This window comes from Vibrio sp. R12-SG2-ISO1 (genome assembly GCF_059834045.1).
The window spans coordinates 604421-620545 of sequence record NZ_JCBDGO010000008.1 but is presented as its reverse complement, the minus strand read 5'-3'; the positions used below and the strand labels follow the sequence as shown (position 1 = coordinate 620545).

Annotated in this window: 10 protein-coding genes; 8 read left to right on the top strand and 2 right to left on the bottom strand. The window is 49.0% G+C overall.

What is annotated here, in order from left to right; genetic code table 11:
- Positions 1 to 2: 2 nt before the first annotated feature.
- Positions 3 to 1226, top strand: coding sequence for a cell division protein FtsZ (gene ftsZ, locus AC6R10_RS08240; RefSeq protein ID WP_500626517.1), 1224 nt, complete (start codon positions 3 to 5; stop codon positions 1224 to 1226).
- A 99-nt stretch (positions 1227 to 1325) separates the two neighbouring features.
- Positions 1326 to 2243 (top strand): UDP-3-O-acyl-N-acetylglucosamine deacetylase, encoded by a 918-nt coding sequence (gene lpxC, locus AC6R10_RS08235; RefSeq protein ID WP_487901315.1) that lies wholly within the window; start codon positions 1326 to 1328, stop codon positions 2241 to 2243.
- A gap of 109 nt (positions 2244 to 2352) precedes the next feature.
- Here the strand turns inward: lpxC and AC6R10_RS08230 are convergent, their stop codons facing one another.
- On the bottom strand, positions 2353 to 2808 hold the full coding sequence (locus AC6R10_RS08230) for a DUF721 domain-containing protein (RefSeq protein ID WP_500671957.1): 456 nt from the start codon (positions 2806 to 2808) through the stop codon (positions 2353 to 2355).
- 322 nt (positions 2809 to 3130) lie between these two features.
- Here AC6R10_RS08230 and secA point away from each other — a divergent pair, with 322 nt between their 5' ends.
- The 5 genes from secA to carB all read left to right on the top strand — a co-directional run bounded on the left by secA (position 3131) and on the right by carB (position 12107).
- Positions 3131 to 5857 carry a preprotein translocase subunit SecA gene (gene secA / locus AC6R10_RS08225; protein WP_500671956.1) on the top strand — a complete coding sequence of 909 codons (2727 nt, stop codon included), beginning with the start codon at positions 3131 to 3133 and terminating at the stop codon, positions 5855 to 5857.
- A gap of 93 nt (positions 5858 to 5950) precedes the next feature.
- Positions 5951 to 6346, top strand: coding sequence for an 8-oxo-dGTP diphosphatase MutT (gene mutT, locus AC6R10_RS08220; RefSeq protein ID WP_334554360.1), 396 nt, complete (start codon positions 5951 to 5953; stop codon positions 6344 to 6346).
- A 71-nt stretch (positions 6347 to 6417) separates the two neighbouring features.
- Positions 6418 to 7227, top strand: a complete 810-nt coding sequence (gene dapB, locus AC6R10_RS08215; protein ID WP_334554362.1) for a 4-hydroxy-tetrahydrodipicolinate reductase — start codon at positions 6418 to 6420, stop codon at positions 7225 to 7227.
- Between the two features lie 478 nt (positions 7228 to 7705).
- Positions 7706 to 8863, top strand: coding sequence for a glutamine-hydrolyzing carbamoyl-phosphate synthase small subunit (gene carA / locus AC6R10_RS08210; protein ID WP_487901311.1), 1158 nt, complete (start codon positions 7706 to 7708; stop codon positions 8861 to 8863).
- A 16-nt stretch (positions 8864 to 8879) separates the two neighbouring features.
- Complete coding sequence (gene carB / locus AC6R10_RS08205) at positions 8880 to 12107, top strand: carbamoyl-phosphate synthase large subunit (protein ID WP_500626522.1); 3228 nt, start codon at positions 8880 to 8882, stop codon at positions 12105 to 12107.
- A 118-nt stretch (positions 12108 to 12225) separates the two neighbouring features.
- Here carB and AC6R10_RS08200 read toward each other — a convergent pair whose 3' ends face one another.
- Positions 12226 to 14571 (bottom strand): PilZ domain-containing protein, encoded by a 2346-nt coding sequence (locus AC6R10_RS08200; RefSeq protein WP_500671955.1) that lies wholly within the window; start codon positions 14569 to 14571, stop codon positions 12226 to 12228.
- A gap of 134 nt (positions 14572 to 14705) precedes the next feature.
- On the opposite strand from AC6R10_RS08200, the gene radA reads away from it, so the two are divergent.
- Positions 14706 to 16085, top strand: a complete 1380-nt coding sequence (radA, locus tag AC6R10_RS08195; RefSeq protein ID WP_334554370.1) for a DNA repair protein RadA — start codon at positions 14706 to 14708, stop codon at positions 16083 to 16085.
- Positions 16086 to 16125 lie beyond the last annotated feature (40 nt).

Sequence of the window (16125 nt, the reverse complement as noted above, 5' to 3'; positions counted from 1 at the left end):
ACATGTTTGAACCGATGATGGAAATGTCTGACGATGCAGTAATTAAAGTCGTTGGGGTTGGTGGCGGCGGCGGTAACGCTGTCGAACACATGGTGCGTGAGTCCATCGAAGGTGTTGAGTTCATCAGTATCAATACTGATGCTCAGGCGCTTCGAAAAACCAGTGTCAGTAGTGTCATCCAAATTGGTGGCGACATGACAAAAGGTCTAGGTGCAGGTGCAAACCCGCAAGTAGGACGTGACGCTGCTCTTGAAGATAGAGAAAGAATTAAAGAAGAGTTGTCAGGTGCCGATATGGTATTTATCGCGGCCGGAATGGGCGGTGGTACTGGTACCGGTGCGGCACCTGTTATTGCAGAAGTGGCAAAAGAACTCGGCGTATTGACCGTCGCTGTAGTCACTAAGCCATTTAGCTTCGAAGGCAAAAAGCGCCTAGCGTTTGCTGAGCAAGGTATTGAAGAGCTCTCAAAGCATGTGGACTCGCTTATCACGATTCCCAATGAGAAATTGCTCAAGGTTCTTGGCCGAGGCATCACACTACTCGAAGCATTTGCAAGTGCAAATGACGTATTGAAAAACGCGGTACAAGGTATTGCTGAGCTTATCACTCGCCCTGGCATGATTAACGTCGACTTTGCGGATGTTCGCACTGTGATGTCGGAAATGGGTCACGCTATGATGGGTAGTGGGGTCGCGAAAGGTGAAGACCGTGCGGAAGAAGCGGCAGAGATGGCAATCTCTAGCCCACTGCTTGAAGATATTGATCTTGCGGGCGCTCGTGGCGTCTTGGTCAACATCACAGCGGGTTTGGATATGCGCCTCGATGAGTTTGAAACTGTGGGTAACACAGTTAAGGCGTTCGCTTCTGACAATGCAACTGTGGTGATTGGTACTTCTCTTGATCCAGACATGGCTGATGAAATCCGTGTCACCGTTGTAGCGACAGGTATCGGTAACGAGAAAAAACCTGACATTACTCTGGTTGCGGGTGGAAAAGCGAAGCCGGTTACGCAAACTCAACCACAACAAACGGTGACGCCTCAAGCGAGCGTCAACAAAGTGGAAGAAAAAGCGGCACCATCTTTGCAAGAGAAACCACAAGTTTCACCTCAGCCGACGACGTCAGGTGTTGGCGGTGGGGCAAGCCAAAGCGCTGCTGCACCGAAAGCCGATAAAGAAAGTGGCTACTTAGATATTCCTGCTTTCCTACGTCGCCAAGCTGATTGATGACATCCATAATTTGACACTGTTCGATTATGTGGTAGGATTCGCGGTCGATGTTAAAGATTGACCGCGTTTTGTGGCAATATTGTTGAGGCAAGGTAGATGATCAGACAACGTACTCTGAAAGAAATAGTGAAAACAACTGGTGTGGGTCTCCACTCTGGTCGTAAAGTCACGCTCACGCTACGCCCAGCTGCTGCAAATACTGGTATCATTTATCGCCGCACGGATTTAGAGCCAGCGGTCGACTTCCCTGCGAACCCAGACTCTGTGCGCGACACCAAATTGTGTACCGCTCTGGTTAATGACGCAGGTGTCCGTATTTCAACAGTTGAACACTTGAATGCTGCCCTAGCGGGTATGGGCATCGATAACGTTATCGTTGAAGTCGATGCGCCAGAAATCCCAATTATGGATGGCAGCGCAAGTCCATTCGTATTCTTGCTTCAACAAGCGGGTATCGAAGAGCAAAATGTCGCAAAACGTTTTATTCGTATCAAGAAACCTATCCGTTTTGAAGAAGAAGACAAGTGGGCGGAGTTTGTTCCGTTTAATGGCTTCCGTATGGATTTCGAAATCGAGTTCAATCACCCGGCTATTGATGCCGACGAGCAGCACTTGGTGTTTGATTTCTCGACAAACGGTTTTGTGAAAGAGATTTCACGAGCTCGTACCTTTGGGTTCATGCGTGATATCGAATACCTCCAGTCTCAAAACTTGGTGCTGGGTGGCAGTTTTGACAACGCCATCGTATTGGATGAATATCGTATTCTGAACGAAGAAGGTCTTCGCTTTGAAAATGAATTTGTGACGCACAAAGTGCTTGATGCCATTGGCGATCTGTACATGTGTGGTCACCCTATCATTGGCGAATTCCGAGCTTACAAATCGGGCCATGGCCTCAACAACCAGCTGCTTCGTGCAGTCCTCGCAGACCAAGAGGCGTGGGAGTGGGTGACCTTTGAAGAAGAGGCACCAGCACCGATGGCTTTTGCAGAGCCTAATATGGTGCTTGCATAAAACGCGGGTATTAAGCCAGCAGGCTAAAAATTTTAAAGGCCAGATCGAATGATCTGGCCTTTTTTGATCGCCCTAACAAATATCAGCCACATATCAGTGTGGTGAAGTCCTACGATTTCTTGGCTAATTTCGCCAAGCTTTCAAGTCGTGCCTTTACTTTCGGCGAGGCGTTTGAGGCGATCATTTCAAGATAGCTCGCGGCAGTGGAAGAGATCGGATCCCTTTGTGGCGCTGGCTGCTCGCTTTTCTCACTGTTTGATCGATATAGCTCCGGATTGATTTGTACGCTGACAGCGATCAGTCGAGCGAATCCCTGAGATCGTAATTGATTCAAAATATGCAGACGATCACGATCGATCTTCATCTTGATCCCTGCGCTAGCTACCTCGAGGATCAATTGTCCTTCACGGATGTTTGCCACCCGGCAATGAGTTTCCGTACCACGAGGCAAAATGGCCTGCAGTGCTCGGTTGATCAAGATGATCTCTTCGGCGTGTTGTTGCAGTGTCGACAAGCGAGATTGAGCGATGATGTCGTCGCCTAAAGTAGGGCGGTGGTCACGCATAGTGGGCCTTATATTGCTGGACGGTCTGTTTCATTCTAAGCGAAGCTCGTGCGAGTAGGTAGCACTGCATTGGATAAACTTACGTCATATAAGCACAAAAAATAAAGTGTGCTTCAAACAAATTACCTTGCTATTGGTTGTCAGGGTGAAAATTTCATAAGATAGGCGCCACTAAAATCAGTTCTAGCCTTGAATTCTAAAGTAAATAGCACAATATCTGAGGAAAGTGATTTATCTCAGTATTCTTAGTTTAAAACTGGTAGAGACTGAAGGCATTATAAGATGATCGGGCCCGATCTGAGTTAAGAGAGATTCATAGCAAATGATAACTAAGCTACTGACAAAGGTAATTGGCAGTCGCAACGACAGAACCCTGCGACGCCTGAGAAAAATAGTAAAAGAGATCAACAATTTTGAGCCGACGTTTGAGGCTCTATCTGATGAAGAGCTAAAACAAAAGACCGTCGAATTTCGTCAGCGTTTAGATCAAGGTGAGACACTAGACAGTCTGTTACCTGAAGCTTTCGCGACGGTTCGTGAAGCATCAAAACGTTTGTATGGTATGCGCCACTTTGATGTTCAGCTTATCGGCGGCATGGTCCTAAACAACGGACAAATCGCTGAAATGCGTACTGGTGAGGGTAAAACACTCACCGCGACACTCCCTGCGTACCTGAACGCGCTGCCAGGCAAAGGGGTTCATGTCGTGACCGTCAACGACTACCTCGCTAAGCGAGACGCAGAAACTAACCGACCGTTGTTTGAATTCCTCGGCATGACGGTAGGCGTTAACGTGCCGAACATGCCACCTCAAGAGAAAAAAGAAGCCTATAAAGCAGATATTCTTTACGGTACCAACAACGAATTCGGTTTTGACTACCTACGTGACAATATGGCGTTTCGCGCCGAAGACCGCGTTCAACGCGCGCGCTTTTTCGCTGTGGTCGATGAAGTTGACTCCATCTTGATTGATGAGGCTAGAACGCCGCTGATCATTTCTGGCCCAGCTGAAGACAGCTCTGAGCTGTACACTCGCATCAACACGCTCATCCCTCAGCTGCAAAAGCAAGACAAAGAAGATTCCGAAGAGTACCGTGGTGATGGTCACTACACGGTGGATGAGAAATCCAAGCAAGTGTATTTGACTGAAACCGGTCAAGAGTTTGTTGAAGAGTTAATGATTAAAAACGGCTTGATGGTCGAAGGTGACACCTTGTACTCACCGACGAACATCAGTCTACTGCACCATGTTAATGCTGCCTTGCGTGCGCACGTATTGTTTGAGAAGAACGTTGACTACATCGTCACTGAAGAGGGTGAAGTGGTGATCGTTGATGAACATACGGGTCGTACTATGCCTGGTCGCCGTTGGTCTGAAGGTCTACATCAAGCGGTGGAAGCGAAAGAAGGCGTTAAGATCCAAAACGAGAACCAAACGCTGGCGTCGATTACCTTCCAGAACTACTTCCGTCTCTACGAGAAACTGTCTGGTATGACGGGTACCGCAGATACAGAAGCGTTTGAATTCCAATCGATTTATGGTCTTGAAACCGTCGTTATCCCAACCAACAAGCCAATGATTCGTGATGATATGCCAGACATGGTTTATCGCACCGAGGCGGAGAAATTTGCTGCGATTATCGAAGACATCAAACAGCGCGTTGAAAAAGGTCAGCCAACGCTGGTGGGTACCGTATCGATAGAAAAATCAGAGCTACTGTCCAATGCGCTGAAGAAAGCGAAAATCAAGCACAACGTGCTTAACGCAAAATTCCACGAGAAAGAAGCAGAGATCGTCGCGGAAGCGGGCAAACCGGGTGCAGTCACCATCGCAACCAACATGGCGGGTCGTGGTACGGATATCGTCCTCGGCGGCAGTTGGCAGTCAAAAGTGGAGACACTGGACAACCCAACTCAAGAGCAAATTGACGCGATTAAAGCGGAATGGAAAATCGTTCACGATCAAGTGCTGGAAGCTGGTGGCTTACACATCATCGGTACTGAGCGTCATGAATCACGTCGTATTGATAACCAGCTTCGTGGTCGTTCTGGTCGTCAAGGGGATGCAGGTTCGTCTCGTTTCTACCTATCGATGGAAGACTCACTGCTGCGCATCTTTACTTCGGATCGTATGGCTAGCCTTATCCAAAGTGGTATGGAAGAGGGTGAAGCGATCGAATCGAAAATGCTCTCACGTTCGATTGAAAAAGCGCAGCGTAAAGTGGAAGGACGCAACTTCGATATTCGTAAGCAATTGCTGGAATACGATGACGTTGCGAATGACCAGCGTAAAGTGGTGTATGAGTTGCGTGATGAGCTGATGAGCGCTGACGACATCAGTGACATGATTGAGCAAAACCGTGACGACGTGCTTAACGCTGTTATCGATGAGTATATCCCACCGCAATCACTAGAAGATATGTGGGATGTGGACGGGCTTCAAGCACGTCTGAAAAATGACTTCGATCTTGATGCGCCGGTCAAGCAGTGGCTTGAAGAAGACGACAAACTATATGAAGAAGCGCTGCGCGAGAAAATCATTGCGACCTCTATCTCTGTTTACAAAGAGAAAGAAGCCGTGGTGGGTGAGCAAGTGCTGCGCAACTTTGAAAAATCAGTGATGTTGCAAACGCTCGATACCTTGTGGAAAGAGCATTTGGCTGCAATGGACCATTTGCGTCAGGGTATTCATTTACGTGGCTATGCGCAGAAGAACCCGAAACAAGAGTACAAACGTGAATCTTTTGAGCTCTTTGAAGGTCTTCTTGAAGCACTGAAATCTGACGTGATCACTGTCTTGTCTAAAGTGCGCGTTCAGCAGCAAGAAGAAGTGGAACGTATGGAAGCTCAGCGTCGAGCGCAAGCAGAAGAAGCGGCTCGTTTGGCACAAGCGCAACACGCGAGCGCCGACAACCCATTGAGTGATGAAGACGCAAGTGATGATGCTCATCAGCCAATGGTGCGCGAAGAACGTAAAGTGGGTCGAAATGAACCTTGTCCATGTGGCAGCGGTAAAAAATACAAACAGTGTCACGGTAAAATTGCGTAAGCGATTAAGGTGAGAACTATAGGAAAAGAGTCGCTTTGGCGGCTCTTTTTGTATCCGTCTGATGGATAGCAATAACTAAATAGGAACCAGTCAATGAAACGTATTCATATCGTTGCGGCGATCATCTTCAACCAAGACAAATCGAAGATTTTCATCACCAAGCGTCCGGATGACAAACATAAGGGGGGCTTTTGGGAGTTTCCCGGCGGTAAAGTCGAAGCGGGGGAAAGTATAGAGCAAGCGATGGCGCGCGAGCTGGAAGAAGAAGTGGGGATTGTCGTGTCACATCAAACCCCGTTTGAACATCTTGAGTATGACTATCCGGATAAATCGCTCAAGTTTGATTTTATCTGTGTGCATGAGTTTTCTGGTGAGCCGTACGGCAAAGAGGGACAGCAAGGTGCCTGGGTGGCGATTGCGGATTTGAGTCACTACACCTTTCCTGAAGCAAACGTGCCGATTCTAAAGCGTGTCATTCAAGAGTTTTAATACTGGTTTCAAGCCGAGATTGTTGATAGTTTATTGGCACAAATGGAACAAGAACCAAGGAGTTTTTTGCAATGGTCAGAATTGCAGTTGCGGGTGCGGCCGGTCGAATGGGTCGTAACTTAGTCAGAGCGACATTTTTAAATCAAGACGCCCGTGTTGGTGCAGGATCCGAGCGTCCGGAATCTTCTTTGGTGGGTGTCGATGTCGGCGAACTGTGCGGAGAGGGCAAATTTGATGTCGTGCTGACGGATGATCTTGCCAAAGAGATCGACAACTTTGATGTCATTATCGATTTTACGGCACCGGCGAGCACGCTAGCGAATTTGGAACTTTGCCGTCAGCATGGCAAAAGCATTGTGATTGGCACCACTGGTTTTAGTGAGCAAGAGAGAGCGACTATTGATGAGATTGCTCAGAGTGTTCCTGTCGTGATGGCGCCTAACTACTCTGTTGGGGTTAACCTTGTGTTCAAACTGCTTGAAAAGGCAGCCAAAGTGATGGGCGATTACTGCGACATTGAAATCGTTGAAGCGCACCACCGTCATAAAGTGGATGCGCCTTCCGGTACCGCAATTGGTATGGGAGAAGCCATTGCTGGCGCTATGGGTAATCAGCTCAGCGATGTTGCTGTGTATGCTCGTGAAGGTATTACCGGCGAGCGAACTAAAGATGAGATCGGTTTTGCCACCATTCGCGCAGGCGATATTGTCGGCGAACACACGGCGATGTTTGCTGATATTGGTGAGCGTGTAGAGATCACTCATAAAGCGACGGACAGAATGACCTTTGCCAATGGTGCGGTCAAAGCCGCCGTCTGGCTTAGCCAAAAATCCCCTGGTTTTTATACCATGACGGATGTCCTAGGACTTAATGAGCTGTAAATAATTATGCGCTGGGCTTGCCCGGCGTTTTTTATATCTGCGCGTTGAAAGAAAATGAGTTAACTTCAGGTAATGCTCGTTTTTCTTGAAGTTTTGTTGGTTATTTTGATGGCTTGGTGTTGGTTTTCTCTTTAATGTCTTTAAAGTTTACCTTTACCTGTGATGTTCATCGTTTGCGTGAGAGCGAAGAAAAAAAGTGTGATCTGGTACAGGTGATACCAAGAGGGATTTTGAGTTTTTTGAATTGAAATCGATTACTCATTTACAAAAGTTGTTCTTTTAGGCCTTTTGGTCTGTTTTTTGTCTAAAGAGCCCTAAAGTTTCGGTGTTTTTTTACGTGTGTGTTGACACATGTCACAGGCCTCATTAGAATACCGCCAATTTGTCTGAAATACCTAAAACCGCTTTTTTATTGCGCACAGGAAGGCAAATTTGCAGTTAAATTTATTATTTTTGCATTTTTATTCTGGAGGTTGTCTTGAGTAAATCAGCACTGTTAGTCCTAGAAGATGGGACAGTGTTCCGCGGAGTTTCCATTGGAGCAGATGGGTCGTCCGTTGGTGAAGTTGTTTTTAATACCTCGATGACGGGGTACCAAGAAATCCTCACTGATCCTTCCTATTCCCAGCAGATCGTCACCCTTACTTACCCACATATTGGTAACACCGGTACCAATACCGAAGATGAAGAATCTTCTTCAATTCATGCACAAGGCCTTGTGATTCGCGATCTTCCTCTTATCGCATCAAACTTCCGTAGTGAACAAACGCTTTCTGATTACCTAAAGTCGCAAAACATTGTCGGCATTGCGGATATTGATACTCGTAAACTGACGCGTATCTTGCGTGAGAAAGGCGCTCAGAACGGTTGCATCATCGCGGGTGACAATCTTGATGAGGCATTGGCGCTGGCGAAAGCAAAAGAGTTTCCTGGCCTAAAAGGCATGGACTTGGCCAAAGTGGTGTCAACCAAAGAAGCGTACGTATGGAATCAAGGTTCTTGGACGCTAGAAGGTGGATTGCCAGAAGCGAAAGCAGAGAGCGAGCAACCTTACCACGTTGTCGCGTACGACTTCGGCGCTAAGCGTAACATCCTACGTATGTTGGTTGATCGTGGCTGCCGTCTAACGGTCGTGCCTGCAGAGACCAGTGCAGAAGAGGTATTGGCACTCAACCCAGATGGCGTATTCCTATCTAATGGCCCAGGTGACCCAGAACCGTGTACTTACGCGATTGAAGCGACCAAGGTTTTCCTAGAAAAAGGCCTACCTATCTTTGGCATTTGTCTTGGTCACCAAATTCTTGCTCTTGCCTCTGGTGCGAAGACAGTGAAGATGAAGTTTGGTCACCACGGTGCTAACCACCCAGTGAAAGACTTAGACCGTAATGTTGTGATGATCACGTCTCAGAACCACGGTTTCGCGGCAGATGAAGCGACACTCCCTGAGAACCTACGTGCTACTCACGTGTCACTATTTGATGGCTCTCTTCAAGGTATCCACCGTACTGACAAGCCAGCATTTAGCTTCCAAGGTCACCCAGAAGCAAGCCCAGGTCCACACGACGCGGCGCCGCTCTTTGACCACTTTATCGAACTGATTAAACAGTCTATTTCAGACACGCAAAACATCGCTTAATTCGGAGTAGTAGAGAATGCCAAAACGTACTGACTTAAAAAGTATTCTAATTCTAGGTGCAGGCCCGATTGTTATCGGTCAAGCATGTGAGTTTGACTACTCTGGTGCACAAGCGTGTAAAGCACTGCGTGAAGAGGGTTACCGAGTCATCCTTGTTAACTCTAACCCTGCGACCATCATGACTGACCCAGACATGGCCGATGCGACTTACATCGAGCCAATCCAATGGGAAGTGGTTCGTAAGATCATCGAGAAAGAGCGTCCGGATGCCGTACTACCAACAATGGGTGGTCAAACAGCGCTTAACTGTGCACTAGACCTTGAAAAACACGGCGTACTTGCAGAGTTCGGCGTAGAAATGATCGGCGCAACCGCTGATGCTATCGACAAAGCAGAAGATCGTTCGCGTTTCGATAAAGCGATGAAGTCTATCGGTCTAGAGTGTCCACGCGCGGACACGGCGAAAACGATGGAAGAAGCATACGCTGTACTCGATATGGTTGGCTTCCCATGTATCATCCGTCCTTCGTTCACTATGGGTGGTACGGGCGGTGGTATCGCTTATAACAAAGAAGAGTTCGAAGAGATTTGTCGCCGTGGCCTAGACCTGTCGCCAACCAACGAACTTCTTATCGATGAATCACTGATCGGTTGGAAAGAGTACGAGATGGAAGTGGTTCGCGACAAAGCGGACAACTGTATCATCGTATGTTCTATCGAGAACTTCGACCCAATGGGCATCCACACTGGTGACTCCATCACTGTCGCACCCGCACAGACTCTGACTGATAAAGAGTACCAGTTGATGCGTAATGCCTCTCTAGCGGTACTGCGCGAAATTGGCGTTGAGACAGGTGGTTCAAACGTACAGTTTGGTATCAACCCGAAAGATGGCCGTATGGTTATCATCGAGATGAACCCACGTGTATCGCGCTCGTCTGCGCTTGCATCTAAAGCAACAGGTTTCCCAATCGCTAAGATTGCCGCGAAACTGGCGGTTGGCTTTACCCTTGACGAGCTACAAAACGACATCACAGGCGGTGCAACACCAGCATCATTCGAACCAACCATCGATTACGTCGTGACTAAGATTCCTCGTTTTAACTTCGAGAAGTTTGCCGGTGCGAACGACCGTCTGACCACTCAGATGAAGTCTGTGGGTGAGGTGATGGCGATTGGTCGTAACCAACAAGAGTCGCTACAGAAAGCACTTCGCGGTCTTGAAGTTGGCGTGAATGGCTTTGACGAAATGGTTGATCTTGATGCGCCTGACGCACTCACCACCATTCGTCACGAACTCAAAGAAGCGGGCGCTGAGCGTATTTGGTACATCGCTGATGCATTCCGTGCAGGCATGTCGGTAGAAGGTGTATTCAACCTCACCAACATCGATCGTTGGTTCCTAGTTCAGATTGAAGAACTCGTTAACCTAGAAAACCAAGTTAAAGCAGGCGGTTTTGCCGGTTTAACCGAAGACGTGTTGCGTGTGATGAAGCGTAAAGGCTTCTCAGATGCGCGTTTGTCAGCACTGCTTGGTGTGTCTGAAAGCGAAATTCGTCGTCTGCGCGATCAGTTCGATATTCACCCTGTATACAAGCGCGTCGATACGTGTGCGGCGGAGTTCTCCTCTGACACGGCGTACATGTACTCCTCTTACGATGAAGAGTGTGAAGCGAACCCGACTGACAAAGACAAGATCATGGTGCTGGGTGGCGGTCCAAACCGTATCGGCCAAGGTATCGAGTTTGATTACTGCTGTGTACACGCCTCTCTTGCCCTTCGAGAAGATGGTTACGAGACCATCATGGTTAACTGTAACCCTGAGACAGTATCCACCGACTACGATACCTCTGACCGTCTCTACTTCGAACCAGTGACGTTGGAAGATGTTCTGTCTATCGTTCGTGTTGAGAAGCCAAAAGGTGTGATCGTACAATACGGTGGTCAAACGCCACTGAAACTCGCACGAGCGCTAGAAGCGGCAGGTGTGCCAATTATCGGTACCAGCCCAGATGCGATTGACCGTGCAGAAGACCGTGAGCGTTTCCAAGCAGCGGTTGAGCGTCTAGGTCTAAAACAGCCAGAAAACGCGACAGTCACCACAATGGAACAAGCGATCGAGAAGTCGAAAGACATCGGTTTCCCATTGGTGGTTCGCCCATCTTACGTACTGGGTGGCCGCGCGATGGAAATCGTCTACGATGAGCAAGACTTGCGTCGTTACTTCAACGAAGCTGTCAGCGTATCGAACGAATCTCCAGTCCTACTTGACCGCTTCCTTGATGACGCAACAGAAGTTGACGTGGATGCCATCTGTGACGGTGAGCGCGTTGTGATCGGCGGTATCATGGAGCACATTGAGCAAGCGGGTGTTCACTCGGGCGACTCTGCGTGTTCTCTACCGGCTTACACCTTGAGTCAAGAGATTCAAGATGTGATGCGTGAGCAAGTTGAGAAGTTGGCGTTTGAGTTGGGTGTTCGCGGCTTGATGAATACGCAGTTCGCTGTGAAAGACAACGAAGTGTACCTCATCGAAGTTAACCCTCGCGCTGCGCGTACCGTACCATTCGTATCAAAAGCGACAGGTGCTCCACTGGCGAAAATCGCAGCACGTGTGATGGCTGGACAATCTCTAGAGTCTCAAGGCTTTACCAAAGAGATCATCCCACCATACTACTCAGTGAAAGAAGTGGTGTTGCCATTCAACAAGTTCCCTGGCGTTGACCCACTGCTTGGCCCTGAAATGCGCTCTACTGGCGAAGTCATGGGCGTGGGTGCGACATTCGCTGAAGCGTACGCGAAAGCAGAATTGGGTTGTGGTAACGTCTACCCAGAAGGTGGCCGAGCGCTTCTTTCTGTTCGTGAAGGCGATAAGCAACGCGTGGTTGACCTAGCGTCTAAGCTAGTGAAGCTCGGTTACCAGTTGGATGCGACGCACGGCACTGCAGTGATTCTTGGTGAAGCGGGTATCAACCCTCGCTTGGTGAACAAGGTGCACGAAGGTCGTCCTCACATTCTTGACCGTATCAAGAACAATGAGTACACCTACATCGTTAACACGGCAGCAGGTCGCCAAGCGATTGAAGACTCAAAAGTGCTTCGTCGTGGCGCATTAGCAGAGAAAGTGAACTACACCACAACGCTAAACGCAGCGTTTGCAACGTGTATGTCTCACACCGCGGATGCATGTGCATCAGTCACCTCTGTACAAGAGCTGCACGCAAAAATCGCTGAAAACGCCTAATCGTTTGATTCGACAATAGGCTCAGTGATAAGAGCCGAATTGACAACCTCATTGCCCACTCCTTCGAGTGGGCTTTTTTATGTTGGGTGATGGGTGATGGGGATAAAGCGAAGAGCGGTTAGCGCGTGAGTTCAAGACGGATTAGGACTTCTTCTGTGATGTCGCTGAGCTCACCGTAACCGACGATGGTACCGATCTCTTTTTCTAAGCTTTTTGCCTTGTGGAGGCTGATGTTGGCAAGCTCGGCTAAGTCAGTGCGTACCAGTGCGGTCATAGGGTCAAACACGGGCGCGGCGCAAATTCTCAGGGCATAAAATTCGCCAATCGACATCGCTTGTTTGACGAAGCGAATACGATCTTTCAGTGTTTCAAACTCGCTGACCAATTTCGATTCGATTGACTGAATGCGCGTACCAAACTTCACTGCACTCAAGTAGATCTCATGATATTGAGGCTCAGCGCCTTCAATTCGGCGCATCGGTTGGGCGATAAGGGTATTGGTGCGACCTTTGTAGATAGGTTCGAGAGAAAAGTTCTTCTCTTCCCCAAGCTTTGCCAGGAGTCCAAGGTAAGGAGGCAAAGGATAGTTGACCCCGATAACACGTGGGCGCAGATTCGGGCCGCGTTTTTCAAAAAACAGCGGTGAGCTGACCATTTTATCCAACAAAATATCGTGCAGCCCTTCAAGCAGGGCATTACTGGGCAGTAGCTCTTGTTTGGCAACTAATTTATTTTGGTTGTGATCAATCAGCGAGCCAAAGAAGGCAATAGTCTTCATCGTCTGGCGCTCTTCGATGATCGCCAGTTGCATCCGCTTGCCGCCAGGGCTGATGCGTATCACCGTATACGGCACTTCATCAAGCGGCAGCTTTTTGTCGTAAAGCTTTAATTCACTAAAGTCGACATGACACAGATCGCCCGCTTTTAATCCGCAAGGTGAGGTGAGTGCAATGCTCGCGCCATGCTTGGAGATATCTAACGTAACCCCAGCGTGACGCTGGCCATCGGCGGTTTTCAGTTGCAAAGGCGATTGAAACTGATACCTCGGCTCTTTGCGACGGGATTTGGCATCAAAATAGAGGCAAGCGGGGTTTGATTCAGGGTTGCGAGTGTGACGAAACGGGTTGAGCTCGCTGCTGGCAAGACGCGGCTTATCCGTCAGCAAGTAGTCATTGCGACTGCTGCTGTCTGATATCTCTTGTAAAATGCCGCAGTGCGTCAAGGTGTTGGGCTCAAGACCAAGCTCGGTCGAGTGTGTAGACAGTTCACTTTTCTCTTCATCATCCAGCTCAAACACAGAGAGGCGAAACGCTCGCCAACTCTCTTTTTTCGCGCCCACATGCCAAAACAACTGTCGCTGTTCGCGCGTCGCTTCCGGCATCATCATCGAGAAAAACAGCTGCTTGCCCTGATGGTCATGGGTGAAGGAGTAAAGTACGTTACTGCTGCCGCGCATACCCGGAGTAGTCAGCTGTTTCATGCGCTGTTTATTAAACAAACTGGTGAGCGCTTGTTGATTACGTTCGTCGTGCCAGTACTGCCAAATCGGCTGATTGTTCTCCGTCATCAACACCAGTTTAAGCTCGTCACCACTGAAAAAGACCGGCAGATTGCAGGTGTGTTTGAGATAAGTGTGCTCGTACCCTCGAGAGCGAGCGCGAATGATCTTATCTTGATTATCGTGACGGGCTTTTTTACTGTCGTTGTTGAGGCATTCTGCGATGATCGCTTCGATGGCTTGGGTTTCGTCGAGCATGATGGTACGCAGAAACTTCACTGCATCGTTTTCGTAAGACTCGTCGATACCAACAATCCGATAGCTAAACGCTGAGTGAATGGCCTCTACTTCTGAGCTTTGGGCGAGTTCTACAAAGCGTACCTCGACAATTTCACCCAGCTTATAGTCAAACGCAGACGGGACTTTAAACTTGGCCCCAGAAGGAGAGAGGTCAACGGTGACGCCGTGAACCAGTTGTCCTTTAGCGAGATTGAGCTCGATTTGGGATGAAAGGCGCAGACGATTCTCTTTGCGCTTCAGGTCATAGCCTAAGTTAATCGGCTCGACTTCCAGTGCACTGCTTTTGGCTTGCACTTCGGTGCCGATGGGCTTGCCGCGCTTTTGCATAACACGAAAGTTGTTGTGTGTGTTGGACAGCGCTTCCCAAACGCCTTCGGTATAGCCGCCAAACTTACGCACATTTTTGTGATAAGCGTTGAAGGCGACATCATCTAACCAGTGGCGCAGTCCATCAAGCTTGTATTCTCGACACTCACCTTTGACCCGACCGCGCAGGTCCACCGGTTTGGTGCACGGTGCCATCACTCGATTGAGCTCCATTTTGACCAATATTTTGACCGACGGAGGCTCGCCTTCTGTCATTTGGGCAAGAAGGTACTCAAAGTCTTGTGAGTGGTAAGCGGCAATGAGCCGCTCAGCGATTGAAAGGATTTCCTGTTGCTGCATATTTTATGGTTAGATCTACCTAATTATTCTCTATCGACCTTGATAACACGATCTTTAATGATATGTTACATCGAATCAAGATAAAGTGACCCAGATTCGAATTGATAAGGTCACAAAATAGCAGGTGAGGAACCATGGCAAAGGCAAAAAGAGCCTACGTGTGCAACGACTGCGGCGCAGATTTCCCAAGATGGCAAGGGCAATGCAATGCTTGTGGCGCTTGGAATACCATCAGTGAGGTGCGTTTAGCCGCTTCACCAGCTGCGGCGCGTAACGAGCGCTTGAGCGGATACGCGGGCAACGCCGCTGAAACCAAAGTACAGACGTTGTCTGAGATTGATCTACAGGAAGTGCCCCGTTTTAGCAGCGGTTTCAAAGAGCTAGACCGAGTATTGGGCGGTGGTGTCGTCCCAGGTGCCGCGATCTTGATCGGCGGCAATCCTGGCGCAGGTAAGTCTACATTGCTGCTGCAAACCATGTGTTACTTAGCATCGCAAATGCCGACCCTCTATGTCACAGGGGAAGAGTCCTTGCAGCAAGTCGCAATGCGCGCGTCGCGCTTGGGGCTACCTAAAGACAACCTCAAAATGCTTTCGGAGACAAACGTCGATCGCATCTGCCAGATCGCGGAGCAAGAACAACCCAAAATCATGGTGATTGACTCGATTCAGGTGATGCACGTTTCGGATGTGCAGTCGTCCCCGGGCAGCGTCGCTCAGGTGAGGGAGTCTGCCACCGCACTGACCCGTTATGCTAAGCAAAACAACGTCTCGGTGTTTATTGTCGGCCACGTCACCAAAGATGGCACACTCGCAGGCCCTAAAGTGCTTGAGCACATTATCGACTGTTCTGTGTTGCTTGATGGCGGCACCGACAGCCGTTTTAGAACGCTGCGCAGTCACAAGAACCGCTTTGGCGCCGTCAATGAATTGGGGGTGTTTGCCATGACAGGGCAAGGGCTTAAAGAAGTCAGTAACCCTTCGGCCATCTTTTTGTCGCGCGGCGAAGAAGAAACCTCAGGCAGTTCCGTTATGGTCGTCTGGGAAGGCACACGACCTTTGTTGGTTGAGATACAAGCGCTGGTGGATTACTCCCAGTTGGCCAATCCACGTCGTGTGGCGGTGGGTCTTGAGCAGAACCGCTTGTCGCTGCTACTTGCTGTGCTACATAAGCACGGTGGACTGCAGATGGCTGACCAAGATGTGTTTGTTAATGTGGTCGGCGGTGTCAAAGTCACCGAAACCAGTGCCGATCTCGCCTTGGTGATGGCGCTGCTATCCAGCTTTAGAGATCGCCCACTACCTAAAGATGTTGTGGTGTTTGGAGAAGTCGGGTTAGCGGGGGAGATTCGTCCGGTGCCCAGTGGTCAAGAGCGCTTGAACGAAGCGTTTAAGCACGGCTTTAAAAAAGCGATCGTGCCGGCTGCGAACATGCCTAAAGGGGGGATTGCGGGCATGCAAATCCATGGTGTGAAAAAGCTGTCTGAAGCGATTGAAGCGTTTGATGAGTTGTAACTGTCAGCGTGATTGATCACCACAACGAATTAAAAAGCGC